Raw genomic sequence first — 26,881 nt, 5'->3', positions numbered from 1 at the left:
TCACTACTTTAGTGATGCAGTAAATTGGATATCACCAAGGATTGTCTTTCTCGCAACATTTTTCCTGTGAGAAGAAGAAGGGAATCAAACTTGAACAACCTCGTTCAGGTGCGAATCAAATTATAAAAGGAAGTGACGTGCGATTAAGTTCGCTTAATAGAAGTGCGTCCAAATTAGATTGGAAGGATGTATCTATGGTAGATAGAGAGCAGAGCGCACGAGGTCTGTATACTCCTGAACTGGAGCACGACGCTTGTGGTATCGGTTTTGTCGCTCACCTAAAAAACCGTAAATCTCACGAAGTTGTTACTCAAGCTCTTGATATGCTGGCACGTATGGAACACCGTGGCGGCCAAGGCTGCGATCCATGCAGTGGCGATGGCGCAGGTATTCTACTTCAGAAGCCTCATGAATTTCTGTTAGAAGAAGCCGTTAAGCTTGGTATCAAGCTGCCTTCTTTTGAAAAGTACGGCGTTGGTGTGGTTCTTTTCCCGAAAGACCAACACAAACGCGAGCAATGTCGTGACATTTTAGAACGTAATGCTAAACGTTTAGATCTTGAAGTGATTGGCTACCGCGTGTTGCCAACCGACAACTCAATGATTGGTGCAGATCCACTCAGCACTGAACCTCAATTCGAACATGTGTTTGTTACTGGCGGCCCAGGTGTGACACCTGAAGAGCTTGAGCGTAAGCTTTATGTACTGCGTAACTACACCGTACGTGTTTGTTTAGAAAGCGTATCGAACATTGGTGATGACTTTTACATCAACTCAATGTCGTACAAAACGCTTGTCTACAAAGGCCAGTTGACCACAGAGCAAGTCCCTCAATACTTCTTGGATTTACAAAATCCGACCATGGTAACGGCATTAGCGCTGGTTCACTCACGCTTCTCAACCAACACCTTCCCTCGCTGGCGCCTAGCGCAGCCTTTCCGTTACATTGCCCACAACGGTGAAATCAACACTGTACGCGGTAACTTGAACTGGATGAAGGCTCGTGAAGCGATCATCGAATCGGATCTGTTTACCCAAGCAGAAATCGACATGCTACTGCCTATCTGTCAGGAAGGTAGCTCGGATTCATCTAACTTTGATATGGCACTTGAGCTCCTAGTTCTTTCTGGTCGTAGCCTGCCACACGCATTGATGATGATGATCCCGGAAGCATGGCAAGAAAACAAAAACATGGATCCAACACGTCGTGCATTTTATCAATACCATGCCAACGTAATGGAACCATGGGATGGCCCTGCATCAGTCTGTTTCACCGATGGTGTGCAAGTTGGTGCGACGCTTGACCGTAACGGTCTACGCCCTTCTCGCTACACAGTCACTAAAGATGATTTCCTTGTGATGGCATCAGAGTCTGGTGTCGTAGATATTGCTCCTGAGAACGTTGAGTTCCGTGGTCGTCTACAACCAGGCCGTATATTCGTTGCTGACCTTGAGCAAGGCCGTATCATTTCTGATGAAGAAGTGAAAGACGGTATCGCAAACTCACAGCCATATGAAAAATGGGTTGAAGAAAATCTACTGAGCCTGAAGAAGCTGCCTGACGCGAGCAATGAATTTAGCCAGCCATCGCCAGAAAAACTGCTGCACAAACAGCAATCATTCGGTGTGAGCTCAGAAGAAGTGAATGAGATCATTCTGCCTCTTGCGAAAACAGGCTACGAGCCACTTTCGGCAATGGGTGCCGACTGGCCTTTAGCGATTCTTTCACACCAATCTCAGCACCTTTCTAACTACTTTAAGCAGTTATTTGCTCAGGTAACCAACCCACCAATCGACCCGATTCGTGAGCGTATGGTGATGTCTCTGAACACTTACTTAGGTAAAGATCAGAACCTGCTAGCAGAAACCCCGCAGCACTGTCAGAAAGTTGAGCTTGAATCTCCAGTTCTCTCTAACTCTGAGTTAGAAAAACTGCGCGCCATTGATAACGAGCACTTGCAAGCGAAGACATTGGATATCGTTTTCCAAGCCAGTGAAGACGAAGGCAAGCTTGAGCGCGCGCTAAAACGTATCTGTCAGTACGCTGAAGACGCGGTGGTTGATGGTTACTCAATAATCTTACTAACGGACCGTGCGGTTAACTCTAACCACGCAGCGATTCCTGCCATGCTGGCTGTCGGCGCAGTTCACCACCACCTAATCCGTAAGGGATTACGTGCTAAGTGTGACATTGTGGTTGAAACTGGTGACGCACGTGAAACGCATCACTTTGCAACACTGGTCGGTTACGGCGCGAATGCCGTTAACCCATACCTTGTGATTGAAACCATTGTGGAGCTGCAACGCACTAAGAAACTTGATCCGACCATTTCAGCTAAAGAGTACTTCGATAACTACCGTAAAGGGGTTAACGGCGGCCTACTGAAAATCTTCTCGAAGATGGGGATTTCAACCCTACAGTCTTATCACGGCGCACAGATTTTCGAAGCGCTTGGTATTAGCAAATCTGTGGTTGATAAGTACTTCACCGGTACAGTAACGCGTATTGAAGGCTTGACGATCGATGACATCGCCAAAGAAGTTTTGGTTCGTCACCGCGTGGGTTACCCAATGCGTGAAATCCCAGTCCAAGTTTTGGATGTCGGTGGTGTCTACCAGTGGAAACAGCGTGGCGAAAAACACCTGTTTAACCCTGAAACTATTTCACTACTGCAAGAATCGACGCGTAACAAAGACTACGCTCAGTTTAAGCAATACGCCAAAGCGGTTGATGATCAAGGCGACAATGCAGCGACACTGCGTAGCCAACTTGATTTCATCAAAAACCCAGCGGGTTCAATCCCACTGGAAGAAGTAGAACCGATTGAAAACATCCTAAAACGCTTTGCAACGGGTGCAATGTCGTTTGGTTCGATTTCGCATGAAGCCCACTCAACCCTTGCGGTAGCAATGAACCGCATCGGCGCAAAATCAAACTCAGGCGAAGGCGGTGAAGATCCGGTTCGTTTTGAGCGTAAAGAAAACGGTGACTGGGAACGTTCAGCAATCAAACAAGTCGCATCAGGCCGTTTCGGCGTGACCTCTTACTACCTGACGAATGCTGATGAGCTACAAATTAAAATGGCTCAAGGTGCGAAACCAGGTGAAGGTGGTCAGCTACCGGGTGATAAAGTCGATGATTGGATCGGCGCAACACGTCACTCAACTCCAGGGGTGGGGCTGATCTCGCCACCACCACACCATGATATCTACTCAATCGAAGATTTGGCTCAGCTAATCTACGATTTGAAGAATGCTAACCGCGCAGGTCGCGTGAACGTCAAACTAGTATCAGAAGCGGGTGTTGGTACGATTGCTTCAGGTGTTGCGAAAGCTAAAGCTGACGTAGTACTGATTGCTGGTTTCGATGGCGGCACAGGGGCATCTCCAATGTCTTCGATTCGTCATACTGGTCTTCCTTGGGAGCTTGGTTTGGCGGAAACACACCAAACGCTGCTAAAGAACGGTCTACGTAACCGTATCGTTGTTCAATCAGACGGTCAGATGAAAACACCTCGTGACCTTGCTGTTGCAACACTTCTGGGTGCTGAAGAATGGGGCGTAGCAACCGCAGCGCTGGTGGTAGAAGGCTGTATCATGATGCGTAAGTGTCATAAGAATACTTGCCCTGTTGGTATCGCAACCCAAAACAAAACACTGCGTGAGCGCTTTGATGGTCGCGTAGAAGACGTGGTTACCTTCTTCCAATACATGGCTGAAGGTCTACGTGAAGTGATGGCAGAGCTTGGTTTCCGCTCTATTGATGAGATGGTAGGTCAGTCACAGAAACTGAAAGTTCGTGATGACATTGGCCACTGGAAATATAAGAACCTCGATCTATCGCCTGTGCTGCACATTGAGCCAGCACGTGCCGAAGATGGTGTTTATAACCAGACAGTACAAAACCATAACCTAGAAAACGTGTTAGACCGTCAGTTGATTCAAGCTGCCCTTCCAGCGCTTGAGAAAGGTGAAGCGGTTACGGCCGAATTCCCTATCATCAACACTGACCGTTCAGCAGGTACGATGCTATCGAATGAAATTTCGAAAGTGTACAAGGACCAAGGTCTACCTCAACCAATGAATGTGAAGTTCTACGGTTCTGCGGGTCAGTCTTTCGGTGCTTTCCTTGCTAAAGGCGTCAAGTTTGAAGTTGAAGGCGATGCCAACGACTACTGGGGTAAAGGTCTCTCTGGCGGTACGCTAGTTCTGTACCCTGATGTGAAATCGACCATCGTCGCTGAAGATAATATCGTGGTAGGTAACGTTTGTTTCTACGGTGCAACTTCGGGTGAATCATTCATCCGCGGTATGGCTGGTGAGCGTTTCTGTGTACGTAACTCAGGCGCAAAAGTCGTCGTTGAAGGTGTGGGCGACCACGGTTGTGAATACATGACTGGTGGCGTAGCAATCATTCTTGGCTCAACAGGTCGTAACTTTGCGGCAGGTATGAGTGGTGGTGTGGCTTATGTTTGGGATAAAGCAGGTGACTTCGAAACCAAGCTGAACCCTGAACTGGTCGACCTAGATCCTATCGAGCAAGAAGATAAAGATCTTCTACTGGATATGCTAACTAAGCATGTCGAATTCACAGGAAGTGAAGTTGCTCAATCTTTCCTAGACAACTTTGAAGCAAGCCTAGCCTCTTTGGTTAAGGTAATGCCGCGTGATTACAAAGCGGTGCTTCTTAAGCGTAAAGCGGAAGCAGAGCAAGCACAAACGGAAGAAGTGGAGGCAGTATAATGGGTAAGCCTACTGGATTTTTAGAGCATGGTCGTGAGCTTCCAAAGAAGCTCGACCCTTCAGTGCGAATTGAAGACAACAAAGAGTTCGTTCTTAACGAAGAGTTTGGTGACAAAATTAACACTCAGGCTTCTCGTTGTATGGACTGTGGTGTGCCGTTTTGTCATAACGGCTGCCCTATCGGTAACATCATTCCTGAATTTAATGATGCGGTTTACCGTGATAGCTGGGAAGAGGCTTGGAATATTCTAAGTTCAACCAACAACTTCCCTGAATTTACCGGTCGTGTTTGTCCTGCACCTTGTGAAAGTGCGTGTGTTCTTGGTATTAACCAAGATCCAATCACCATCTGTAATATTGAAAAAACCATCGTCGAAACCGCCTACCGTGAAGGTTACGCTAAGCCGAAAAAACCGCGTGTTCGCACGGGTAAGACAGTCGCAATCATTGGCTCAGGCCCAGCAGGCCTAGCGGCGGCAGAACAGCTTAATAGCGCTGGCCATTGCGTAACGGTATTTGAGCGTGATGAAAAAGTCGGTGGCCTACTGCGTTTCGGAATCCCTGATTTCAAACTGGGTATGGACGTCATTGATCGTAAAATCAACCTAATGGCGGATGCGGGCATTGAGTTCAAAGTTAACCAACACATTGGTGTTGATGTTAATGCACAGCAGTTACGCCAAGAGTTTGATGTGGTTCTTTTGACTGGTGGTTCAACCGTTCCTCGTGACCTTCCCGTTCCAGGACGTGAACTAAAAGGGGTGCATTTCGCGATGGACTTCCTTGGTCAAAACAATCGCCGTGCCAACGACATGGATCTAAAGGGTGAAGAAATCCACGCTAAAGATAAGCACGTTGTGGTTATCGGTGGTGGTGATACCGGTTCTGACTGTGTAGGTACCTCTAACCGTCATAAAGCAGCCAGCGTTACTCAGGTTGAGATCATGCCGATCCCACCAGAAAAACGCCCTGCTAACATGCCTTGGCCTCAGTTCCCAATGATCATGAAAACCACCACTTCACATGAAGAAGGTTGTGAGCGTCATTGGAACATCCTGACCAAAGAATTTATTGGCAACGATAAAGGTGAAGTCACGGGTTTACGCATTGCCGATATCGTGTGGCAAGATGCGAAGCCTGGCGAACGCCCTGGTTTTGAAGAAGTGGCAAATTCTGAGCGTGTCATTCCTTGCGATATGGCTTTCTTAGCCATGGGCTTTTTGCACCCAGAACCAACCGGTGTGCTAGCGCAGCTTGACGTTAAGCTTGATGAACGCGGCAATGTGGCAACCGATGGCTTTGCAACGAGTCAGAAAGGCGTTTTTGCGGCAGGTGATATGCGCACAGGCCAATCTTTGGTCGTACGTTGTATCAATGAAGGTCGCGAATGTGCGATTGCCATTGATAACCACCTAATGGGTAACTCAAACCTAGAAGCGAAAGCGAATTCATTAATGCTTTCTGCTTAATGCAACTCGGCGGGAGCTTACGCTCTCGCCAATCAGTTCCTTCAATCTATACCTTTGACCAGCCTCGTGCTGGTCTTTTTTATGCGCTAATTTGATTAGGCAATATTGATCGTTTTCGCCTATTTACCGTACTCTGCTACACTGAAACACTCATGAATTCAAAGACAAATAACATGAAAAAAATCGTATTCCTATTTGTTAGCAGTTTAGTCATGGCTGGTTGTAGCCATGGAGGAACAACCATGAAAAATAAAATAAACCAAGCTTGTGGTGATAAACCCAACTGTGTATCGACCTTAGATCAGCGTGAGAAGTTTCACATTGCCCCCTACCCACTAAAAGCAGGCGTAACCCTTGCTCAAGTTGAACAAGTGGCTTTGAAGCTACCAGGAGCGAAAACAGCGGTGACTGAGGGCGATTACTTACGCATTGAGTGCACCAGCAAAATTATGCGTTTTGTCGATGATTTAGAGTTACAGATTAAAGATGGCCAACTGATGGTCCGTTCTGAGTCACGCGTGGGTTATTCAGACTTTGGCGTCAACCGTAAGCGTGCTGAACAGCTAAGAAACTATCTTAATGACGCCGGTTTGCTTGGGGTAGAATAAAAGCGAGAAGCGAGAAGCGAGAAGCGAGAAGCTGGAATGACCCCTTAAAAGTAGACACTGAGGGTTAATTCATTAGTTCAAAATCTATGGGACTCACTCCACCTAGAGTCCCATGCCTTCTTACTGGATTGTAATACGTATCGATATAAAGTCGACTTTGCATTGTCATTTCCTGACGAGACATCCCACCTAGATTGCTAATCCACTCTTTTTTATACTGAGCAAAGAAGCTTTCTGAACAGGCATTATCCCAGCAATTTCCTTTACGCGACATACTCACGGTAATTGCCTTTTTCCGATGCCATCGTAAAGTTTCTATCGCTCGATATTGAACACCTTGGTCCGAATGAAACATTAACTTCCGGCCATCTGGTCGGCGGCTTTTCCATGCCTTATTCAGCGTTTTTAGCACTAAACAAGCGCTGTTTATACGACTTGTTGACCACCCGACCACCTTTCGCGAATACAAATCTAATATGACACAAAGGTAATTCCAGCCTTCTTTACATCGAACTTGAGTTATATCCGAAGCCCAAACTTGATTTGGCTTACTTACGTCAAATTGGCGGTTGAGAAGATTGTACGCAGGCATAAGCCCTTTCTGTCTAGGTGCTCGACCATGACGCTTTTTACTGGCCTTGGAACGATAACCTAATGACTGCAATAACCTTTGAACTCGCTTCTTATTGCAAATAAAACCATAAGCCACCGCGGCTTCCCATAGCTTCCGGTAGCCGGGGATACAATGTTGCCTATCACTTTCCTCTTTCAGGAAGTCGAGCAAACTGTCATTGCCTTGCTCTCGCACGCTTGGTTTTCGATGAAGCCATTTATAGTAACCAGCAGACGATACGCCTAGCCATTGGCACAGCCTTATCACAGGTCGCTGAATGCTCGTATATTTTAGAATGTATTCAAATCTTATTCTTTTAGGCTGTCGAAGTAGACTTTCGCTTCCTTTAAGAATTCGTTCTCCATCTCCGCCATTTCAAGACGTTTTTTCAGTCTTCGAATTTCTTTTTCTAATTGAACAACGGATTTTTCCGGCCCTATGTTAGGAAGAGGGGGTGAGGTGTTTTTTTGAGAGGTCATTTCGGTCCTCCATTTGGACAGTAAACCTGGGGAAATACCTAATGATTTCGCCACTGATATTACGGTATCTGGAGAATCTAAAGATTGCTGTACGGCCTGTTTCTTGAAATCGTCTGAATGTTTTCGGACTGTTTTTACTTTCATAGCACTCTAATTCCAATATTGAGTGTCTACTTTATTGGGGTCATTCCAAGCGAGAAGCGAGAAGCGAGAAGCGAGAAGCGAGAAGCGAGAAGCGAGAAGCGAGAAGCGAGAAAATGGAATGACCCCTTAAAAGTAGACACTGAGGGTTAATTCATTAGTTCAAAATCTATGGGACTCACTCCACCTAGAGTCCCATGTCTTCTTACTGGATTGTAATACGTATCGATATAAAGTCGACTTTGCATTGTCATTTCCTGACGAGACATCCCACCTAGATTGCTAATCCACTCTTTTTTATACTGAGCAAAGAAGCTTTCTGAACAGGCATTATCCCAGCAATTTCCTTTACGCGACATACTCACGGTAATCGCCTTTTTCCTATGCCATCGTAAAGTTTCTAGCGCTCGATATTGAACACCTTGGTCCGAATGAAACATTAACTTCCGGCCATCTGGTCGGCGGCTTTTCCATGCCTTATTCAGCGTTTTTAGCACTAAACAAGCGCTGTTTATACGACTTGTTGACCACCCGACCACCTTTCGCGAATACAAATCTAATATGACACAAAGGTAATTCCAGCCTTCTTTACATCGAACTTGAGTTATATCCGAAGCCCAAACTTGATTTGGCTTACTTACGTCAAATTGGCGGTTGAGAAGATTGTACGCAGGCATAAGCGTTTTCTGTCTAGGTGCTCGACCATGACGCTTTTTACTGGCCTTGGAACGATAACCTAATGACTGCAATAACCTTTGAACTCGCTTCTTATTGCAAATAAAACCATAAGCCACCGCGGCTTCCCATAGCTTCCGGTAGCCGGGGATACAATGTTGCCTATCACTTTCCTCTTTCAGGAAGTCGAGCAAACTGTCATTGCCTTGCTCTCGCACACTTGGTTTTCGATGAAGCCATTTATAGTAACCAGCAGACGATACGCCTAGCCATTGGCACAGCCTTATCACAGGTCGCTGAATGCTCGTATATTTTAGAATGTATTCAAATCTTATTCTTTTAGGCTGTCGAAGTAGACTTTCGCTTCCTTTAAGAATTCGTTCTCCATCTCCGCCATTTCAAGACGTTTTTTCAGTCTTCGAATTTCTTTTTCTAATTGAACAACGGATTTTTCCGGCCCTGTGTTAGGAAGAGGGGGTGAGGTGTTTTTTTGAGAGGTCATTTCAGTCCTCCATTTGGACAGTAAACTAGGGGAAATACCTAATGATTTCGCCACTGATATTACGGTATCTGGAGAATCTAAAGATTGCTGTACGGCCTGTTTCTTGAAATCGTCTGAATGTTTTCGGACTGTTTTTACTTTCATAGCACTCTAATTCCAATATTGAGTGTCTACTTTATTGGGGTCATTCCAAAATTTTGGCCGCATTTTATTATGCTGCAAGACAAAAAAGCCACGATATCGATCGTGGCTTTTGCATTGTTTTCACTGCGTCTTACTGATTATTCAGCTTCAACCTGCTCACGGAACACAACCAAACGCTTAGGCGCAACACGGCCTCTGTCGTCGATTTGCGCGACACCGATGAAAAGTTTTTCTTCACCACTGGTCATTCGCACCGTACCTTCTGCAGGCGCACCAGAGACTTGAACAGGCATACCGTGTTGAACCAAATCGGTCAACTCAGCATTCATGTTCACTTCTGGTAGATCTTCCACAGCGCTGTCCATTGGCATTAGCAACGGATCAAGCAGTTCGCGTGGCGCAATCTCTTCACGGTGAGCTTGTTCAAGCAGTTCGTTTAACTGCTCAAGAGTCACCATTCTCTCATATGGATACTTAGCAACTGCGGTGCGACGAAGCATCGTCACATGAGCGCCACAGCCAAGTAGTTCACCAAGATCATCCACGATTGTGCGGATGTAGGTGCCTTTTGAGCAATGCACTTCCATCTCTACTTCATCGCCTTCAAAGCGGTGCAGCACGATTTCATACACGGTGATTTTGCGCGATTCACGAGGGACTTCGATACCTGCTCGAGCATATTCGTACAAAGGCTTGCCTTGGTATTTCAGTGCCGAGAACATCGAAGGTACTTGATCCGATTCGCCACGGAATGTCTCAATGCAAGCTTCAAGCTTTGCCATATCAACATCGATTGGACGCGTTTCTACCACTTCACCATCAGAATCTGAGGTGTTTGTACGTTCACCTAGTTTGGCGATCACACGGTAGCGCTTATCTGAATCAAGTAAGAACTGTGAAAACTTGGTCGCTTCACCCAAGCAAATTGGCAGCATGCCAGTTGCAAGTGGATCTAGAGCGCCAGTATGACCGGCTTTTTCAGCAAAATAGATACGCTTAACTTTTTGTAGCGCATCGTTTGAAGAAATACCCGTTGGCTTATCCAATAGGATAACGCCATCAATTGGACGACCTTTGCGACGGCGAGCCATTACTCTTCGTCCTCACGACCAGAATCTTTTTGCTTCTTCTTATCGTTACTGATCACTTCGCTTACAAGGTTAGACATACGCATACCTTCGACCAAAGTGTTGTCGTAGTAGAAACGAATTTCTGGAGTTAGACGTAGACGAATACGCTTGCCAAGCATCATACGAATATGAACTTCGTGCTCGCGTAGTGCTGCAAGGCACGACTCAGGCGTTTGCTCGCCTACACACAGGAAAGTAACGAATACTTTTGTGTACGCTAGGTCACGTGAAACTTCAACATCTGAGATGGTAACCATGCCCAAACGAGAATCACGCACTTCGCGCTGTAGGATCATCGCCAATTCTTTTTGCAGCTGTTGTGATACGCGCTGCGTGCGGCTAAATTCTTTTGCCATAAAATATTTCTCTTAAATAGAAAGAATGGGGGGATGGTTATCCCAGCCCCCCATGGTGTATTCAACAACCAATTACTAATTACCTTTCAAGGTATTAAGTAATTTTAGTCTATTAATCTAGTGTACGTTTGATTTCGATGATTTCGAATACTTCGATTTGGTCGCCTACGCGAACATCGTTGTAGTTCTTAACGCCGATACCACACTCGTAACCATTTTTAACTTCTTGAACGTCATCTTTAAAGCGACGAAGTGACTCTAGTTCACCTTCGTAGATTACAACGTTATCACGCAGTACGCGGATTGGGTTGTTACGCTTAATTAGACCTTCAGTAACCATACAACCAGCGATTGCGCCCAGTTTAGGTGACTTAAATACGTCACGAACTTCAGCAAGACCAATGATCTCTTGCTTGAATTCTGGAGCAAGCATACCGCTCATTGCTTGTTTAACTTCGTCAATCAATTGGTAAATGATTGAGTAGTAACGTAGGTCAACGCTTGCAGATTCGATAGCACGACGTGCAGAAGTATCAGCACGAACGTTAAAGCCAAGGATGATAGCGTTTGAAGCTTCAGCTAGAACAGCATCCGTTTCAGTAATACCACCAACACCAGAACCTACGATGTTTACTTTCACTTCATCAGTAGACAGTTTCAGTAGAGAGTCAGCAATTGCTTCTACAGAACCTTGTACGTCTGCTTTCAGTACTACGTTTAGCTCAGCAACTTCACCAGCAGCCATGTTCGCGAACATGTTTTCTAGTTTAGATTTTTGCTGACGAGCAAGTTTCACTTCACGGAACTTACCAGCACGGTAGTTTGCAACTTCACGAGCTTTACGCTCATCACGAACTACAGTCGCTTCATCACCTGATGATGGCACACCTGAAAGACCTAGGATCTCTACAGGAATAGACGGACCAGCTGAAGTAATTTCTTTACCTAGCTCATCGCGCATTGCACGTACACGGCCGTACTCTTGACCACAAAGAACGATATCGCCTTTGTTTAGAGTACCTGACTGAACAAGAACCGTCGCTACTGGACCACGACCTTTATCTAGGCGAGATTCAACAACCACACCTGATGCCATGCCTTCAGCAACAGCAGTCAGTTCTAGTACTTCAGATTGAAGAAGGATCGCTTCTAGAAGACCATCAACGTTGGTACCTTCTTTCGCAGAGATGTGAACGAACATGTTCTCACCGCCCCATTCCTCAGGAATAACGTCATATTGAGCAAGCTCATTCTTAACGTTATCTGGGTTTGCGCCTTCTTTATCGATCTTGTTCACTGCAACAATCAGTGGAACGCCAGCTGCTTTCGCGTGCTGAATCGCTTCTACTGTTTGTGGCATAACACCATCGTCTGCCGCTACAACAAGTACAACGATATCTGTCGCTTGAGCACCACGAGCACGCATAGCAGTAAACGCCGCGTGTCCAGGAGTATCAAGGAAGGTAATCATACCATTGTCAGTTTCAACGTGGTAAGCACCGATATGCTGTGTGATACCGCCCGCTTCGCCTGATGCAACGTGAGTACGACGAATGTAGTCAAGTGTTGACGTTTTACCGTGGTCAACGTGACCCATGATAGTCACAACCGGTGCACGAGGAACCGCTTCTGCGCTGTTATCACGATCGCTTAGTACTGCTTCTTCAAGTTCGTTCTCTTTACGTAGAACAACCTTGTGACCCATTTCTTCTGCTACAAGCTGTGCAGTTTCTTGGTCGATAACTTGGTTGATAGTCGCCATTGCGCCCATCTTCATCATCGCTTTGATAACTTCAGTCGCTTTAACCGACATTTTGCTAGCAAGTTCAGATAGAACGATAGTTTCGCCAATAACAACGTCAGCTTTAGCAACCGCAGCTGTCTTGTCAAACGCTTGAGTTAGTGCGCTGGATTTAGCCATTTTACCACGACCACCGCGAGCACCACGAGCGCCGCGAGCGTTGTTACGGCCACCGCGTTCTTGTGAATCGCTCTTTGCAGACATTTTCTTCTGCTTGCGACGACGAGTAGAGGCACCTTCTTCTTTAAGATCCGCAGCATCTTCCGCTTCACGAGCGTAAGTTGATGTCGTTAGGTGGTAGTCAGCGTTCTCTAGCTCTTTCTTTTTCTTTTCTTCTTCAGTCCAACGCTCGCCGTTTTCTTCAGCAAGTTTACGCGCTTCTTCAACAAGCTTAGCTGCTTCTTGTTCCGCTTTACGTTGAGCTTCTTCTTCCTGACGACGTTTTAGTTCGTCAGCTTCTTTTTTAGCTTGCGTATTTACATCCGCATTTTTTGCATTCATGTCTTTCTTAGCCTTATCAGCTTGTACGCGTTGGGCCTTTTCTTCAGCGTCACGTTTTGCATCCGCTTCTCGTTTCGCTTTCTCGTCGGCCTCGCGTTGTGCTTTCTCTGCAGCTTCGCGTTGTGCTAGTTCCTCAGCCTCACGCTTCGCTAGCTCTTCCGCTTCTCGCTTTGCAGCTTCTTCAGCTTCACGACTTGCTTGATCTTCAATAGAGCTGCGTTTTACGTAAGTGCGCTTTTTGCGCACTTCAACTTGAACATCTTTACTCTTACCGCCACCAGCGTTAACGCTTAGTGTGCTACGCGTTTTACGTTGCAACGTTAAACGTGTTGGTGCTGATTCGCCTGATGTATCGCCGTGTTCTTTTTTCAGATGAGTAAGCAGCTGTTGCTTCTCGTCTTCTGAAATCGCATCGCTGCCTGATTTGTTAATTCCAGCATCAGCAAGTTGTTCAATCAAGCGGTCAACTGGCGTACCAATCTCTTCACCCAGAGTTTTTACTGTAAGTTGTGTCATTCCGCTACCTCCTTGCTGAAATTATGCTTCGTCTCCGAACCAACAAATATTACGTGCAGCCATGATTAGTTCACCAGCTCGCTCGTCAGTTAGTCCTTCAACACCTTCTAGATCATCGATACCTTGGTCTGCTAGGTCTTCAAGTGTTGCAACACCTTTAGCAGCCAATTTAAACGCCATTTCACGCTCTAGACCTTCCAGGCCTAGTAGATCGTCAGCTGGCTCAAGACCATCAAAGGTCTCTTCTTTTGCTAGAGCAAGCGTGGTTAACGCTTCTTTAGCACGGTTGCGTAGCTCTTCGATAATTTCTTCATTCAGACCATCGATGTCTAGCAGTTCGTTTACTGGTACGTAAGCGATCTCTTCTAGGCTAGAGAAACCTTCTTCAACGAGTAGCTGAGCGAAGTCTTCTTCAAGATCTAGGTACTTCATGAAGTTTTCAATAGACGCTTGAGATTCTTCAGCATGTTTCTTCTGTAGATCTTCAACCGTCATAACATTCAGTTCCCAACCAGTTAGTTGAGATGCTAGACGTACGTTCTGACCATTACGGCCGATCGCTTGAGCTAGATTGTCAGCTTCAACAGCAATGTCCATTGAGTGAGCATCTTCATCAACGATGATTGACGCTACGTCTGCAGGAGCCATTGCGTTGATAACGAATTGCGCTGGGTTATCATCCCAAAGCACGATATCGATACGCTCGCCACCAAGTTCGCCAGAAACAGCTTGTACACGTGCACCACGCATACCAACACACGCACCAACAGGGTCGATACGACGGTCGTTCGTTTTCACTGCGATCTTAGCACGAGAACCTGGATCACGAGCTGCGCCTTTCAATTCGATGATTTCTTCAGCGATTTCTGGCACTTCTACGCGGAACAGTTCCGCTAGCATTTCTGGTTTAGAACGCGTAACGAACAGTTGGAAACCACGAGCTTCTGGCGCAACTTTGTACAGTAGACCACGGATACGGTCGCCTGGACGGAAGTTTTCACGTGGAAGTTGGTCATCACGTAGGATAACAGCTTCCGCGTTGTTGCCTAGATCTAGAACGATGGTTTCACGGTTAACTTTCTTAACCGCACCTGTTACTAGGTCGCCTTCATTATCGATGAACTGCTCAACGATTTGCGCACGCTCAGCTTCACGTACTTTTTGTACGATAACTTGCTTCGCGGTTTGCGTCGTAATACGGTCAAATGTTACTGATTCAATTTCGTCTTCAATGAAGTCGCCTAATTGAACAGTTTCATCATCGTATTGTGCAGCTTCTAGTGAAATCTCTTTTGTTGGGAATTCAACTTCCTCAACAACCAACCAACGGCGGAAAGTTTCAAACTCGCCAGTTTTACGGTCAATAGCAACGCGAACGTCGATCTCGATTTCACGTTTTTTCTTAGTAGAAGTAGCTAGAGCGATTTCTAGTGCTTCGAAAATACGTTCACGAGGTACACCTTTCTCGTTCGATACTGCCTCTGCTACCGCTAAAATTTCTTTACTCATTTTAATTAGCCTCTAAGCTTTAATTTTTAGGGACCTAAAATTTAGGGATCAGGTTAGCTTTGGAAATGTTGCTTAACGCAAACTGCTCTTCATTACCATCCACAGTAACAGAGACTGTCTCGCCATCAATAGAGAGGATTTGACCTTTCCACTTACGACGGTTATTCGCAGCCATCTTCAAAACGATGTTCACTTCATGACCAATAAATTGCTCATAGTGTGCCGCTTTGAATAGCGGTCTTTCTAAACCAGGAGATGAAACTTCAAGACTATAAGCCACTGAAATAGGGTCTTCTACGTCAAGTACAGCGCTTACTTGGCGACTAACTTCTGCGCAATCTTCTACAAAAATACCATTTTCATGGTCAATATAGATGCGTAGTGTTGAGTGCTCTCCTGCACGAATAAATTCTAATCCAACTAACTCGTATCCTGACGCCTGTACTGGCGCTTCTAGCATTTCAGTTAATTGTCTTTCTAAACCAGTCATTTGAACCACTCCAGAAACAAAAAAAGGGCATAGAGCCCAATTTAAATTCCAAGCAAGATCTAAATCCTTTTACAGGAATTTAGATAACAAAAAACCCCGAAAAAGTCGGGGTTTTTTATTGCTGGACCCTGATGAGTTAAACAATAGCTGCTTAACTCGCAAAACAAAATGCATTGTTTTGCACAAACTCGTCCTTATCAAAGGATTGGTTGCGGGGGCCGGATTTGAACCGACGACCTTCGGGTTATGAGCCCGACGAGCTACCAAGCTGCTCCACCCCGCGTCCGACTTGCTGAGCATTATACGCTCAAACAAAGTATTTACAAGTTTGTAAATCAATGGTGCCGAGAGAGGGACTCGAACCCTCACACCATAGGCACTAGCACCTCATGCTAGCGTGTCTACCAATTTCACCATCTCGGCATTAATCGCTTATTGCGGGATTTCTTCGCTCACAGGAGCTGGAACATCACTCGCTACATCATCAGCTACCTGCTCAACAACTTGACCTTGTGTCGGGTCAATCCACTGAGATTCAGTTTTGTGTGTAGATAGATTACCTAACACCAAGCTGATAACAAAAAATACTGTTGCAAAAACTGCAGTCATTCGGGTTAAGAAATTACCTGAGCCGCTTGCGCCAAACACTGTGTTTGATGCGCCTGCACCGAATGAGGCTCCCATATCTGCGCCTTTACCTTGTTGAATCAACACTAGGCCGATTACACCAACCGCTGCCAACAGGTAAATCACAAGTAGAACTGAAAACATGTTGTCCACCTATGTTCCAAATTGTTAGGCCAGCGACGTTCGAAAATTAAATTTCAGAACAAGGCTAGCGACCTCCTTACTGAAGGCCGAGCAATACTAGCGAAACCTACTAGGGCTGACAAGAGAAAATTGACAAAAAAGCCTAACTTTAGAATCAAACGGTTAAAAAACTAACAATCCTCTTGCCTCGCTTCGCTTAGAAGCAACAAAAAGGGGCCAAAGCCCCTTTTTTCTTCTCTTTTTGCTCTATCGAATCAAAAGCTCGCTTTCACTGCGTCAGCAATTTTCAGCGCAGAACTTTGTACTAAATCAGCATCTTCACCTTCTACCATGACACGAATCAGCGGTTCAGTACCTGATTTACGCAATAGTACGCGACCTTTGTCACCCAGCGCAGCTTCAACCTCAATCACCGCTTCTTTTACCGCATCCGCTTCAAGCGGGTTGCTATCGCCAGTAAAACGAACGTTTTCCAGCACTTGCGGGTAGAGAGTCATGCCTTGAGAAAGCTCATTCAGCGTCATTTCACTGCCCACCACTGAAGCAAACACTTGCAATGCTGCGACAATTGCATCACCAGTCGTCACTTTATCTAGCAAGATAACGTGGCCTGAGTTTTCAGCGCCAATCTTCCAGCCTTTCTCAAGCAATCGTTCCATAACATAACGGTCACCAACCGCCGCGCGAACAAATGGGATGCCCAATTGTTTTAGGCCATTTTCCATGCCTAAGTTGGTCATCAATGTCCCAACCACACCACCTTTTAGTTCGCCACGACGCAGTGCATCACGCGCAATGATGTAGGCAATTTGGTCACCATCAACTTTATTACCTAGATGATCCACCATGATGATACGGTCGCCGTCACCATCAAATGCGAGACCTAGAGCGGCGCCTTCGGCAACCACACGTTGTTGTAGTGCTCGCACATCTGTCGCACCCACTTCATCATTGATGTTGATGCCATTTGGCTCAACACCCATGGCGATAACATCAGCGCCAAGTTCAGAAAATACCGCTGGTGCAATGTGGTAAGTCGCGCCATTAGCACAATCAACAACGATTTTTTGCCCAGCTAAACTCAATGTTGATGGGAAAGTGCTCTTACAGAACTCAATGTAACGGCCCGCAGCATCATTCAGGCGAGTCGCTTTACCCAACTCAGAAGATTCAACACACTCAATCTCTTTATCAAGTTCCGCTTCAATCGCGAGCTCAATATCGTCAGGCAACTTGGTCCCCTCAGAAGAGAAGAATTTAATGCCGTTATCGTAGTATGGGTTGTGTGATGCAGAAATCACGATCCCCGCTTCAGCGCGGAAAGTTTGTGTCAAGTAAGCTACCGCAGGTGTTGGCATCGGCCCAGTAAAGGTCGCTTTAAGGCCTGCTGCTGCAAGACCTGCTTCTAGCGCCGATTCCAGCATGTAGCCAGAAATACGCGTATCTTTACCGATAATAACTTTTTTCGTGCCTTGTTTTGCAAGCACTCGACCGGCAGCCCAGCCAAGTTTAAGGACAAAATCAGGAGTAATAGGGTACTGCCCAACTTTGCCACGAACGCCATCGGTACCAAAATAACGTCTTTTGTTCGACATGAGGTTTCCTTTGTTTTTATTTATTGTTCAAGGTAGCACTAACAACTTTGACTGCATCTAACGTTTGTTCAAAGTCATGCACGCGAATAATCTGTGCGCCTTTCATCGCCGCAATAGTAGCGCAACTAACACTGGCAGCCACACACTCTGATGGCGCTTTATCTAACAGTTTAAATAGCATCGACTTGCGAGACATCCCTGCCAGTAGCGGCAAATTGAACTGATGGAATCGTTCTAAGTGCGCCAACATCTGGTAATTATGCGCTAATGTTTTACCAAAGCCAAAACCTGGATCAAGGATCAACTGCTCTCGCGCAATCCCCACCGCTTCACAAGCATCAATTCGCTCTTGCAAAAAGTCACCGACTTCTTGCAGTAAATCATCGTAGTGTGGATTAGTCTGCATGCTACGCGGCTGACCTTGCATGTGCATCAGGCAGATTGGCAAACCAGCATGAGCGGCGACTTCGAGCGCCCCCGGTTCACGTAGAGAACGTACATCATTAATAATATCAGCGCCCGCAGCGATCGCTTGACGCATCACTTCAGCTTTACTGGTATCAATAGAAATCCACACATCATATTTTGCGCGAATCGCCTTGATAACAGGAATAACACGAGCAAGCTCTTCTTCTAGCGTGACATCCGGCGCACCTGGTCGGGTAGACTCACCGCCGATATCAATGATCGACACACCGGCTGTGATCATTTTCTCAGCCTGTATTAGTGCATTATCAAGGGAATGAAACTGTCCGCCATCAGAAAAAGAATCAGGCGTCACATTGAGAATCGCCATCACATGAGGCAGGGAAAGATCGAGGGTTTTATTGTTGGCTGTAATTTTCATCATAAATAGAAAAACCCCGAGTTTCCTCGGGGTTTATTTTTAAATACTCAATTATTCAGAGTCTTTTTTCTCTGTCGCTTCGCTTGAAGTGCTTTCTTGAGAAGTTGGTTGTTCTTCAGTTGGTTCTGATTCTACCGCTTTCTCTTCTGCTTCTGGCTTAGCTTGAGGTTTCTCTTCTGTATTAGAAGGAGAATCTCCCCAACCAGCAGGCTCACGAATGTCTGCTTTACGATTCATTAGGTCTTCAATTTGACCAGCATCAATGGTTTCGTACTTCACCAATGCGTCTTTCATCGTATGCATAATATCCATGTTGTCTTCTAGGATTTGACGTGCACGTGCGTAGTTACGGTCGATAATGATACGAACTTCATCATCAATTAACTTCGCTGTGTCTTCAGACATATGTTTAGTCTGAGTCACGCTACGGCCTAGGAACACTTCACCTTCATCTTCAGCGTATAGCAAAGGACCTAGTTTTTCAGAGAAGCCCCACTGAGTCACCATCTTACGAGCAATATCCGTTGCGCGTTCAATATCATTTGAAGCGCCCGTTGATACTTTATCTTTACCGTAAATCAGCTCTTCAGCTAGACGACCACCATACAAGCTAGAAATCATCGACTCTAGGTGCTGACGGTTCATGCTCACACGGTCTTGCTCTGGTAGGTACATCGTTACACCCAACGCACGACCACGTGGAATGATAGAAACTTTGTACACTGGATCATGTTCAGGCACGAGGCGACCAACAATGGCGTGACCCGCTTCGTGGTACGCTGTTGATTCTTTCGTCTCTTCCGATAGAACCATTGAGCGGCGTTCAGCACCCATCATGATTTTATCTTTTGCCAGTTCAAACTCGACCATTGAAACGTTGCGCTTGTTACCACGCGCTGCAAATAGTGCAGCTTCGTTTACTAGGTTGGCTAGGTCTGCACCAGAGAAACCAGGAGTACCACGAGCAATCAACGATGGCTCTACGTCACCTGCTAGCGGCACTTTACGCATGTGAACTTTAAGAATCTGCTCACGACCACGGACATCAGGAAGACCAACCACCACTTGACGGTCAAAACGACCTGGACGAAGTAGTGCTGGATCAAGTACGTCCGGACGGTTAGTTGCGGCGATAACGATAATACCTTCGTTACCTTCGAAACCATCCATCTCAACCAGCATTTGGTTTAGGGTTTGTTCACGCTCATCGTGACCACCACCTACACCAGCGCCACGCTGACGACCTACCGCATCGATTTCATCGATGAAGATAATACATGGTGCTGCTTTTTTCGCTTGTTCGAACATGTCACGCACACGAGATGCACCCACACCGACAAACATTTCAACAAAGTCAGAACCTGAAATTGTGAAGAATGGTACTTTCGCTTCACCTGCAATTGCTTTAGCAAGTAGCGTTTTACCAGTACCAGGAGGGCCGACCATCAACACACCTGTTGGAATCTTACCGCCCAATTTTTGGAAACGGCTTGGATCACGTAGGTAGTCAACCAGCTCTTTTACGTCTTCTTTCGCTTCATCACAGCCCGCAACGTCAGCAAAGGTCGTTTTGATTTGTTCTTCACTCATCATACGCGCTTTGCTCTTACCGAAGGACATTGCGCCTTTACCGCCGCCGCCTTGCATTTGACGCATGAAGAAAATCCATACACCAATTAGTAAGATCATTGGGAACCAAGAGATGAAAATAGTACCCAGTAAGCTTTGCTCTTCTGGTGGTGTACCTTGAACTTTCACGTTTTGGTTAATTAAATCATCAAGAAGCTTCTGATCGTAAACTGGCATATAGGTCACATTCTTCGTCCCTACGCCACGACGAATGAAAGTGATTTCACCGTCTTTAAACGTTGCTTCCTGAATCTGGCCTTGGCCAACTTCCTGTACAAATGTGGTGTAATCGACCGCTTTACCGCTGCTTTCATTTGGACCGAAGCTTTGGAAAACCGACATCAACACTACAGCGATAACAAGCCACAGAATTAAATTTTTTGCCATGTCACTCAAGGTGTAAGCCTCGCGATAACTAATTGTAATTAAAGGTAGGGTACTACAGTTCGTAGACTGTAGCTATAGTGTTAACGACCGCTCAAACAAGCAAATAGTTAACCTTTGTAACCAGTGGCTACAATAAAGACTTCACGGGAGCGAGCTCGAGAAGAGTCAGGTTTTCTAATCTTTACGGTCTTGAACATATCACGTATATCCTTCACGTATTGATCGAATCCCTCACCTTGGAAGACCTTTACAACAAAGCTACCATTTGTGGCTAGAACTTGTCGACACATATCCAATGCGAGTTCAACTAAATACATCGCTCTTGGTTGGTCAACGGAGTTATTCCCCGCAATGTTTGGTGCCATGTCTGACATCACCACATCCACCATTGATGGTTGGATTTTGTCTAAAAGCGCTTCCAATACTGCATCGTCACGAAAGTCACCTTGTAGGAAGCTCACACCCGCAATTGGATCCATAGGTAACAAGTCACAAGCAATAATTTGCCCTTCGTCACCTACTATCTTAGCAGCATATTGAGACCATCCACCGGGAGCTGCACCTAAATCGACGACAGTCATCCCATTTTTCAACAATTTATCTTTCGTTTGGATCTCTTCCATCTTGAAGTAGGCACGTGAACGATAGCCTTTTTTACGGGCTTCGTTTGCGTACTTATCATCAAAGTGTTCTTTCAACCAACGGCCAGAACTCGCCGAATGTTTCTGTTTACTCATTTTAATCCTAACAAGCTACAAAAAGGAGCTATTGTTGTAATAGGGTCAGCCTATTGCTCAATAAATTATAGTCTTCCGCAATAGATGGCGTTAAAATAGCTTTTTTCAACCCTTATTTTAAAGAAAATTGGCCGCGTAATGAACCTAAGCACCAAACAAAAGCAGCACCTAAAAGGCCTAGCACACAGCTTAAAACCAGTTGTGCTACTCGGCGCAAATGGACTAACGGAAGCTGTTCTAGCGGAAATTGAAATCGCGCTGAATCACCACGAGCTGATCAAAGTGAAGATCGCGACTGAAGATCGTGAGACGAAAATCCTAATCGTTGACGCTATCGTGCGTGAATCTGGCGCAGAAAAAGTACAAGTTATCGGTAAAACACTTGTCCTTTTCCGTCAAACTGAAGAGCGCAAAATCGAACTTCCACGTAAGTAAGTTCTACTATAGCGCAATAAAAAAGGTCGCCAAGGCGACCTTTTTGCTATCTAACATTTTTGTTATCGAAAACAAAACGATTAGATATATTCAACACGGTCGATTTCGAAATCGCGCTCACCACCTGGGGTTGAGATCACAACTTCATCACCTTCCATCTTGCCGATAAGACCACGTGCGATTGGCGAGCTTACCGAAATACGGCCGCTCTTAATGTTCGCTTCGTCTTCACCAACGATTTGGTAGGTTTTTTCTTCTTCAGTATCGCAATCAATCAGAGTGACCGTCGAACCAAAGATAATCTTACCGCTATTCTCCATTTGGGTAACGTCGATAACTTGTGCAACAGACAACTTGTATTCGATATCTCGAATTTGCGCTTCGCAGATGCCTTGCTCTTCACGTGCCGCATGATACTCAGCATTTTCTTTTAGATCACCCAGCTCACGCGCTTCAGCAATCGCAATAGAAATTTGTGGACGAAGCTTTAATAGTCGGTCTAGTTCTTGACGTAGCTGCTGTTCGCCACGTGCTGTCATTGGGACTTTTTCCATCATATACCTCTAGGCCAAAGCGAGCTTTGGACAAAATAAAAATACCCAGCCCACAAGAGCTAGGTAATCAATACGCTTTTCAATTTAGCTTAGTGTAAACAAACTTATTGTTTAAATCATCTTAATTCCATTCGAGAGTCCAGCCTTCTCACTTTAGGTCACATTTCTCACTCTAAAACATGCAAGATCTCGGATTTAGAAAGATAAAAAAGCCTAAAAAAAAGCAAAAGGCGATGTTTTTTCGAGCGAGCTCGAACTATTCATCACGCCTTACATCTCAAGCGGTTAATCGATAAACCAGACAAATAGAACACTGTTCACAATCCAAATTTATATCGTTTTACTAACGATTTAGGGAACTTTGGCGGTACAACTTGGTTCACGAAATGCAGCTAGCTAATACGTTGATTTTGTTCAACTCGCTTAAAAATGCTGCACCGAGTATGAAATTGAAGCTAACGGACAATGCGGCTTCATTTCTAAATAACAATGATTTATGGACAGAAAATTAGGACTGATAAGATGAACAAGACTCTGATTGCCCTAGCAGTATCAGCTGCTGCATTAGCTACTGGCGCACATGCGGCTGAACTATATAACCAAGATGGTAACTCAATCGATATGGGTGGCCGCGCAGAAGCTCGTCTATCTCTAAAAGATGGCAAAGCTGAAGACAAATCACGCGTACGTCTAAACTTCCTAGGTAAAGCACAAATCACCGATAACCTTTACGGCGTTGGTTTCTACGAAGGTGAATTCACAACTTCAGATCATGGCGGTGCTACCGATAGCGACAGCAACGACTTAACAAACCGTTACGTATACGCAGGTCTTGGCGGTACTTTCGGTGAAGTAACTTACGGTAAAAATGATGGCGCGCTAGGTGTAATCACAGACTTCACAGATATCATGGCTTACCACGGTAACTCTGCAGCAATGAAAATCAACGTTGCTGACCGTGCTGACAACATGCTGACTTATCAAGGCGAATTCAACAACCTTGGCCTAAAAGCAAGCTACCGTTTTGCTGACCGTACTGAACTAGACGCATCAGGAAAAGTAATTAGTGAGGCAAATGGCAACGCAAATGCAGACGTGGCATCTTACAGTGACAACGATGCTGACGGTTACTCACTATCATCTATCTATGCAGTAGGCGAAACAGGTCTTGCTCTAGGTGCGGGTTACGCAAGCCAATATTCTGGTGCGGAAAAACAAAACGAGTACATGCTAGCCGCATCTTACGCAATCAATGACTTATACTTCGCGACAACTTTCACTGACGGTCAGGTTCAAGAAAGAGATGGCGACTACACTGGCTACGAATTCGCAGCAGCGTACACGATGGGTCAAACTGTATTTACATCGACTTACAACAATGCAGAAACCAACAAAGAAACCTCTGCAGATAACATTGCAATCGATGCAACTTACTACTTCCAGCCTAACTTCCGCGGTTACGTATCGTACAACTTCAACCTAATCAGCGCAGGCGATAAACTAGGTGAAGCAGGTACTAACGGTATTGCCTCTAAAGCAGATGCTGAAGACGAACTAGCACTAGGTCTACGTTACGACTTCTAATAGCTGACTCTTAGTCACAAACATTAAACGCCTGCTCGCTTGCAGGCGTTTTTTTTATATACTCAACGTTCAACTTGTCCCATTAGCTAAGAACTCATTCTATGAACGTTTCACTGCGCACGACACTCGCCAGCTTCATCACACTATTTTCAACCTTTTCACTGGCGTATGCCCCACTCGACCATTTACCGCAAGGCAGTCGAGTTTCAATCGCAATTGAACCGCTCAATAGTAACCAACCTTATCTCACGACTTCTAATCGCGATCAGTTTTTTCCACCAGCCAGTACGCTTAAAGTGGTTACCGCATTGGCCGCCAAACTGGCGTTGGGGGACGAATTCCAATTTAAGACCCAATTGGAAGCGAATCAGCGTGATATAGTGATTCGCTTTAGTGGCGACCCAACCCTCACCAGCCAAGACTTAAAACAATTATTAACCTTAGCGCGTCAACAAGGTATCACCACCATCAAGGGTGACCTCTGGCTCGATAACAGTGCTTTTAACGGCTATGAACGCGCCGTTGGTTGGCCATGGGATATTACCGGTGTTTGCTACAGTGCGCCTTCATCCGCGATCACACTCGATGAAAACTGCGTTCAAGCTTCTATCTACACGAATAAAGATGGTTCAACTCGTGCTTATACTCCTGAGCACTTCCCGATTTACTTATCATCCACAGCGAAAACCATCTCTAAACAACGCTACGAAGAGACACACTGCGATTTAGAGCTGATAACGACACCAGATAACCACTATCAGCTATCAGGCTGCCTGGTGGAACGTAGCAAGCCGCTACCGCTCAAATTTGCGGTACAAAACCCAAGCTTGTACACCCAAAGAACCGTCCACACACTATTGAACCAACTTAATATTAAGTTAATCGGTAATGTGAAAGTGGGTTCGCCTGAGATAAGCAATCTCAAACCAATCGCGACTCATTACTCAGCTAAACTGCCAGAACTGCTCACAGTGATGCTGAGAAAGTCAGACAACCTTATTGCAGATAATGTAACTAAAGCGATCGGCCAACACTACTTCAGCTTGCCGGGCAGTTATAACACGGGCACCGAAGCCATCAAGCAAGTGATCAGCGAGAAAACCGGTATCAACATTGAGCGTAATAAAATCGTCGATGGCTCAGGACTATCACGCAACAACCGCTTTACCAGTGCCGATATGACGGCGCTGTTGCGTTATATTTGGCAGCACGACGATCAGTTAGGATTAATCGCCTTAATGCCAAGCGCCGGTGAAAACGGCACCTTAAAGTACCGTAGCAGCATGCGTAATGACCCAATCAAAGGCCAATTAGTTGCCAAAAGTGGTTCTGTGTACGGCAGCTATAACATGGCAGGGTTTGGACTAAATAAGCAGGGGCAACCAACCACCTTGTTTGTACAGTATGTGGCGGATTATCTCCCAACAAAAAGGGACAACGATACACCGACCGTTGCCCCTATTACTCAATTTGAACAGCTGTTCTACCAAGACGTGCTCAAATACAGTCAGGCGAGCCCTAAGAAGTAATTGACTACGCTGAAATAGATCCACATACCGGAGATATCGACCACCGACGCAAGCACTGGACTCACCAATACCGCTGGGTCCAGTTTGCAAGCGCGAGCCAATATTGGCAGCAAACCGCCCAAGGTCGTCGACAGTGTGACCTGAATAAACAGCGCCACGGCAATCGCCAGTGCAATGATCTGTAAATCAAAACCACCAGCACTCTCGGTAGGACTAAAGCATAGAATGCGGCCAATCATCACTAAAGAAATCGCCAGCGCTAAGCACAGCGCAACACGGCTCTCTTTCCATAATACTTGTAACCACTGACGTTTTTTTAATTCGCCCGTCGCTAAAGCGCGAATAACCAACGTTGCTGCTTGCGTACCGGTATTACCCCCTGCCGCCGCGATCACTGGCATGTAAATCGCCAGTAACACTAATTGGCTCAGGGTATCTTCATACTGGGCAATGATCAGCCCAGAAACGATACCTAACAAGGCCAAGGCGATAATCCAACCAATGCGTTGACGGACATGCCCCATCACCGACGTGGCGAGATAACTCGCACTTGGCATCACCTCCGAATAAAACAACCCTAATCGATTGGCATAATGGCGCGCTAATTTATCGTGCCCTAGCCCTTCTAATTGACTGATTAACTGCTGCACATAACCAAGCGAACAATGCTGCAAAATAGCCACTGCTTCTTCGATTGGCATCACCGTGAGTAAATTCACTTGCTGCGCTTGTTCGTATTTTAAAAACGCGTTCCTTGCGGCACCGATCTCCTCAACAGAGAAGTGCGCTGCATTTTCCATATAGATGTTATTCATTACCGTCATGGCGAATCTCCCGATTGGCGAGGTAACGACCATCAAATACAACGCGCAACAAAGCACACAATGAGTTGGGTGAATGTGTAAAGCGTTCACTCAAAAAAGACACATGTTTATTGGCTTAGGCAGTTTAGCCAAAGCAATGCGTTGTATAGGTATCTAACAGAGTGACGAAAAAGAAGAGAGAAAAGAAGCCCTACCCGATGGGTAGATGCGATTGAAGCAATACCGATTGGGGGGTTAGTTTTCGCCCTTAATCTTAGTCACGCTAAGACTGGGGGGATGGTCGATATTGTTCATTAAAAACTCCGAATTTACT

The 26,881-nt window shown here is 45.7% G+C and carries 20 protein-coding genes and 2 tRNA genes; 6 read left to right on the top strand and 16 right to left on the bottom strand.

Translation table 11 applies throughout. The annotated features are described in order from the left end of the window. Positions 1-194 precede the first annotated feature (194 nt). The 3 genes from gltB to RJD38_RS09340 all read left to right on the top strand — a co-directional run bounded on the left by gltB (position 195) and on the right by RJD38_RS09340 (position 6,819). The gene (gltB, locus tag RJD38_RS09350; RefSeq protein WP_065545683.1) at positions 195-4,742 is read left to right on the top strand and encodes a glutamate synthase large subunit; all 4,548 of its coding nucleotides are present in this window, start codon (positions 195-197) and stop codon (positions 4,740-4,742) included. Next, positions 4,742-6,211 (top strand): glutamate synthase subunit beta, encoded by a 1,470-nt coding sequence (locus RJD38_RS09345; protein WP_065429839.1) that lies wholly within the window; start codon positions 4,742-4,744, stop codon positions 6,209-6,211. Before gltB ends, RJD38_RS09345 begins: the two co-directional genes overlap by 1 nt. A gap of 173 nt (positions 6,212-6,384) precedes the next feature. Next, positions 6,385-6,819 carry a DUF1499 domain-containing protein gene (locus RJD38_RS09340; protein WP_065545684.1) on the top strand — a complete coding sequence of 145 codons (435 nt, stop codon included), beginning with the start codon at positions 6,385-6,387 and terminating at the stop codon, positions 6,817-6,819. A gap of 64 nt (positions 6,820-6,883) precedes the next feature. Here the strand turns inward: RJD38_RS09340 and RJD38_RS09335 are convergent. From RJD38_RS09335 to rlmE, 14 genes are all read right to left on the bottom strand, one after another. Continuing rightward, positions 6,884-8,055, bottom strand: a protein-coding gene (locus tag RJD38_RS09335; protein ID WP_156785325.1) for an IS3 family transposase whose coding sequence is annotated in 2 segments (ribosomal slippage) — positions 6,884-7,773 and positions 7,773-8,055 — 1,173 coding nt in all. Because the reading frame shifts where the segments join, the coding sequence is not laid out codon by codon here. A 146-nt stretch (positions 8,056-8,201) separates the two neighbouring features. Further along, a protein-coding gene (locus RJD38_RS09330; RefSeq protein ID WP_156773151.1) for an IS3 family transposase occupies positions 8,202-9,373 on the bottom strand; the annotation gives its coding sequence in 2 pieces (ribosomal slippage) (positions 8,202-9,091 and positions 9,091-9,373; 1,173 coding nt in all). Between the two features lie 137 nt (positions 9,374-9,510). Continuing rightward, positions 9,511-10,464, bottom strand: coding sequence for a tRNA pseudouridine(55) synthase TruB (gene truB, locus RJD38_RS09325; protein ID WP_005593299.1), 954 nt, complete (start codon positions 10,462-10,464; stop codon positions 9,511-9,513). Continuing rightward, complete coding sequence (gene rbfA / locus RJD38_RS09320) at positions 10,464-10,859, bottom strand: 30S ribosome-binding factor RbfA (RefSeq protein ID WP_005593301.1); 396 nt, start codon at positions 10,857-10,859, stop codon at positions 10,464-10,466. The genes truB and rbfA overlap by 1 nt, the downstream gene beginning before the upstream one ends. A 112-nt stretch (positions 10,860-10,971) precedes the next feature. Further along, complete coding sequence (gene infB, locus RJD38_RS09315) at positions 10,972-13,677, bottom strand: translation initiation factor IF-2 (protein WP_005593302.1); 2,706 nt, start codon at positions 13,675-13,677, stop codon at positions 10,972-10,974. Positions 13,678-13,698: 21 nt separating this feature from the next. Further along, on the bottom strand, positions 13,699-15,186 hold the full coding sequence (nusA, locus tag RJD38_RS09310; protein WP_005593303.1) for a transcription termination factor NusA: 1,488 nt from the start codon (positions 15,184-15,186) through the stop codon (positions 13,699-13,701). A gap of 34 nt (positions 15,187-15,220) precedes the next feature. Beyond that, complete coding sequence (gene rimP, locus RJD38_RS09305; protein WP_005593304.1) at positions 15,221-15,676, bottom strand: ribosome maturation factor RimP; 456 nt, start codon at positions 15,674-15,676, stop codon at positions 15,221-15,223. Between the two features lie 206 nt (positions 15,677-15,882). Further along, positions 15,883-15,959: transfer RNA gene (locus RJD38_RS09300), tRNA-Met, on the bottom strand. Positions 15,960-16,015: 56 nt separating this feature from the next. Further along, a tRNA-Leu gene (locus tag RJD38_RS09295) sits at positions 16,016-16,099 on the bottom strand. A 9-nt stretch (positions 16,100-16,108) separates the two neighbouring features. After that, on the bottom strand, positions 16,109-16,447 hold the full coding sequence (secG, locus tag RJD38_RS09290) for a preprotein translocase subunit SecG (RefSeq protein WP_005593305.1): 339 nt from the start codon (positions 16,445-16,447) through the stop codon (positions 16,109-16,111). A gap of 254 nt (positions 16,448-16,701) precedes the next feature. Next, positions 16,702-18,042, bottom strand: coding sequence for a phosphoglucosamine mutase (gene glmM, locus RJD38_RS09285; RefSeq protein ID WP_065545686.1), 1,341 nt, complete (start codon positions 18,040-18,042; stop codon positions 16,702-16,704). Between the two features lie 16 nt (positions 18,043-18,058). Next, a complete protein-coding gene (gene folP, locus RJD38_RS09280; protein WP_065545994.1) occupies positions 18,059-18,889 on the bottom strand; it encodes a dihydropteroate synthase in 831 nt (276 codons plus the stop codon). Between the two features lie 51 nt (positions 18,890-18,940). After that, positions 18,941-20,905: an ATP-dependent zinc metalloprotease FtsH gene (ftsH, locus tag RJD38_RS09275; protein WP_005593310.1), complete on the bottom strand. Its 1,965-nt coding sequence runs from the start codon at positions 20,903-20,905 to the stop codon at positions 18,941-18,943. A 107-nt stretch (positions 20,906-21,012) separates the two neighbouring features. Then, positions 21,013-21,642: a 23S rRNA (uridine(2552)-2'-O)-methyltransferase RlmE gene (gene rlmE / locus RJD38_RS09270; protein ID WP_005593311.1), complete on the bottom strand. Its 630-nt coding sequence runs from the start codon at positions 21,640-21,642 to the stop codon at positions 21,013-21,015. A 138-nt stretch (positions 21,643-21,780) separates the two neighbouring features. On the opposite strand from rlmE, the gene yhbY reads away from it, so the two are divergent. Continuing rightward, on the top strand, positions 21,781-22,077 hold the full coding sequence (gene yhbY / locus RJD38_RS09265) for a ribosome assembly RNA-binding protein YhbY (RefSeq protein ID WP_005593312.1): 297 nt from the start codon (positions 21,781-21,783) through the stop codon (positions 22,075-22,077). An 80-nt stretch (positions 22,078-22,157) separates the two neighbouring features. Here the strand turns inward: yhbY and greA are convergent, their stop codons facing one another. Continuing rightward, positions 22,158-22,631, bottom strand: a complete 474-nt coding sequence (gene greA, locus RJD38_RS09260) for a transcription elongation factor GreA (RefSeq protein WP_005593313.1) — start codon at positions 22,629-22,631, stop codon at positions 22,158-22,160. Between the two features lie 522 nt (positions 22,632-23,153). Between greA and RJD38_RS09255 the strand changes: the two genes are divergently transcribed. Beyond that, positions 23,154-24,215, top strand: coding sequence for a porin (locus RJD38_RS09255; protein ID WP_065429837.1), 1,062 nt, complete (start codon positions 23,154-23,156; stop codon positions 24,213-24,215). Between the two features lie 101 nt (positions 24,216-24,316). Beyond that, the gene (gene dacB, locus RJD38_RS09250; RefSeq protein WP_065545687.1) at positions 24,317-25,744 is read left to right on the top strand and encodes a serine-type D-Ala-D-Ala carboxypeptidase; all 1,428 of its coding nucleotides are present in this window, start codon (positions 24,317-24,319) and stop codon (positions 25,742-25,744) included. On the opposite strand, the gene RJD38_RS09245 is transcribed toward dacB, so the two are convergent. Next, on the bottom strand, positions 25,723-26,568 hold the full coding sequence (locus RJD38_RS09245) for a magnesium transporter (RefSeq protein WP_065545688.1): 846 nt from the start codon (positions 26,566-26,568) through the stop codon (positions 25,723-25,725). The genes dacB and RJD38_RS09245 overlap by 22 nt on opposite strands. Positions 26,569-26,881 lie beyond the last annotated feature (313 nt).

Origin of the sequence: Vibrio scophthalmi, assembly GCF_040869025.1 — a bacterium.
In the GTDB taxonomy this organism is placed as follows: domain Bacteria; phylum Pseudomonadota; class Gammaproteobacteria; order Enterobacterales; family Vibrionaceae; genus Vibrio; species Vibrio scophthalmi.
This window is presented reverse-complemented; position numbering and strand designations above follow the sequence as displayed.

Coding starts and splice junctions, on each gene's coding strand:
- ftsH (WP_005593310.1), bottom strand. CDS start 20,905: ATGGCAAAAAATTTAATTCTGTGGCTTGTTATCGCTGTAGTGTTGATG.
- rlmE (WP_005593311.1), bottom strand. CDS start 21,642: ATGAGTAAACAGAAACATTCGGCGAGTTCTGGCCGTTGGTTGAAAGAA.
- RJD38_RS09255 (WP_065429837.1), top strand. CDS start 23,154: ATGAACAAGACTCTGATTGCCCTAGCAGTATCAGCTGCTGCATTAGCT.
- secG (WP_005593305.1), bottom strand. CDS start 16,447: ATGTTTTCAGTTCTACTTGTGATTTACCTGTTGGCAGCGGTTGGTGTA.
- glmM (WP_065545686.1), bottom strand. CDS start 18,042: ATGTCGAACAAAAGACGTTATTTTGGTACCGATGGCGTTCGTGGCAAA.
- rimP (WP_005593304.1), bottom strand. CDS start 15,676: ATGACTGGTTTAGAAAGACAATTAACTGAAATGCTAGAAGCGCCAGTA.
- RJD38_RS09345 (WP_065429839.1), top strand. CDS start 4,742: ATGGGTAAGCCTACTGGATTTTTAGAGCATGGTCGTGAGCTTCCAAAG.
- yhbY (WP_005593312.1), top strand. CDS start 21,781: ATGAACCTAAGCACCAAACAAAAGCAGCACCTAAAAGGCCTAGCACAC.
- rbfA (WP_005593301.1), bottom strand. CDS start 10,859: ATGGCAAAAGAATTTAGCCGCACGCAGCGCGTATCACAACAGCTGCAA.
- infB (WP_005593302.1), bottom strand. CDS start 13,677: ATGACACAACTTACAGTAAAAACTCTGGGTGAAGAGATTGGTACGCCA.
- greA (WP_005593313.1), bottom strand. CDS start 22,631: ATGGAAAAAGTCCCAATGACAGCACGTGGCGAACAGCAGCTACGTCAA.
- RJD38_RS09340 (WP_065545684.1), top strand. CDS start 6,385: ATGAAAAAAATCGTATTCCTATTTGTTAGCAGTTTAGTCATGGCTGGT.
- dacB (WP_065545687.1), top strand. CDS start 24,317: ATGAACGTTTCACTGCGCACGACACTCGCCAGCTTCATCACACTATTT.
- gltB (WP_065545683.1), top strand. CDS start 195: ATGGTAGATAGAGAGCAGAGCGCACGAGGTCTGTATACTCCTGAACTG.
- nusA (WP_005593303.1), bottom strand. CDS start 15,186: ATGAGTAAAGAAATTTTAGCGGTAGCAGAGGCAGTATCGAACGAGAAA.
- truB (WP_005593299.1), bottom strand. CDS start 10,464: ATGGCTCGCCGTCGCAAAGGTCGTCCAATTGATGGCGTTATCCTATTG.
- folP (WP_065545994.1), bottom strand. CDS start 18,889: ATGAAAATTACAGCCAACAATAAAACCCTCGATCTTTCCCTGCCTCAT.
- RJD38_RS09245 (WP_065545688.1), bottom strand. CDS start 26,568: ATGACGGTAATGAATAACATCTATATGGAAAATGCAGCGCACTTCTCT.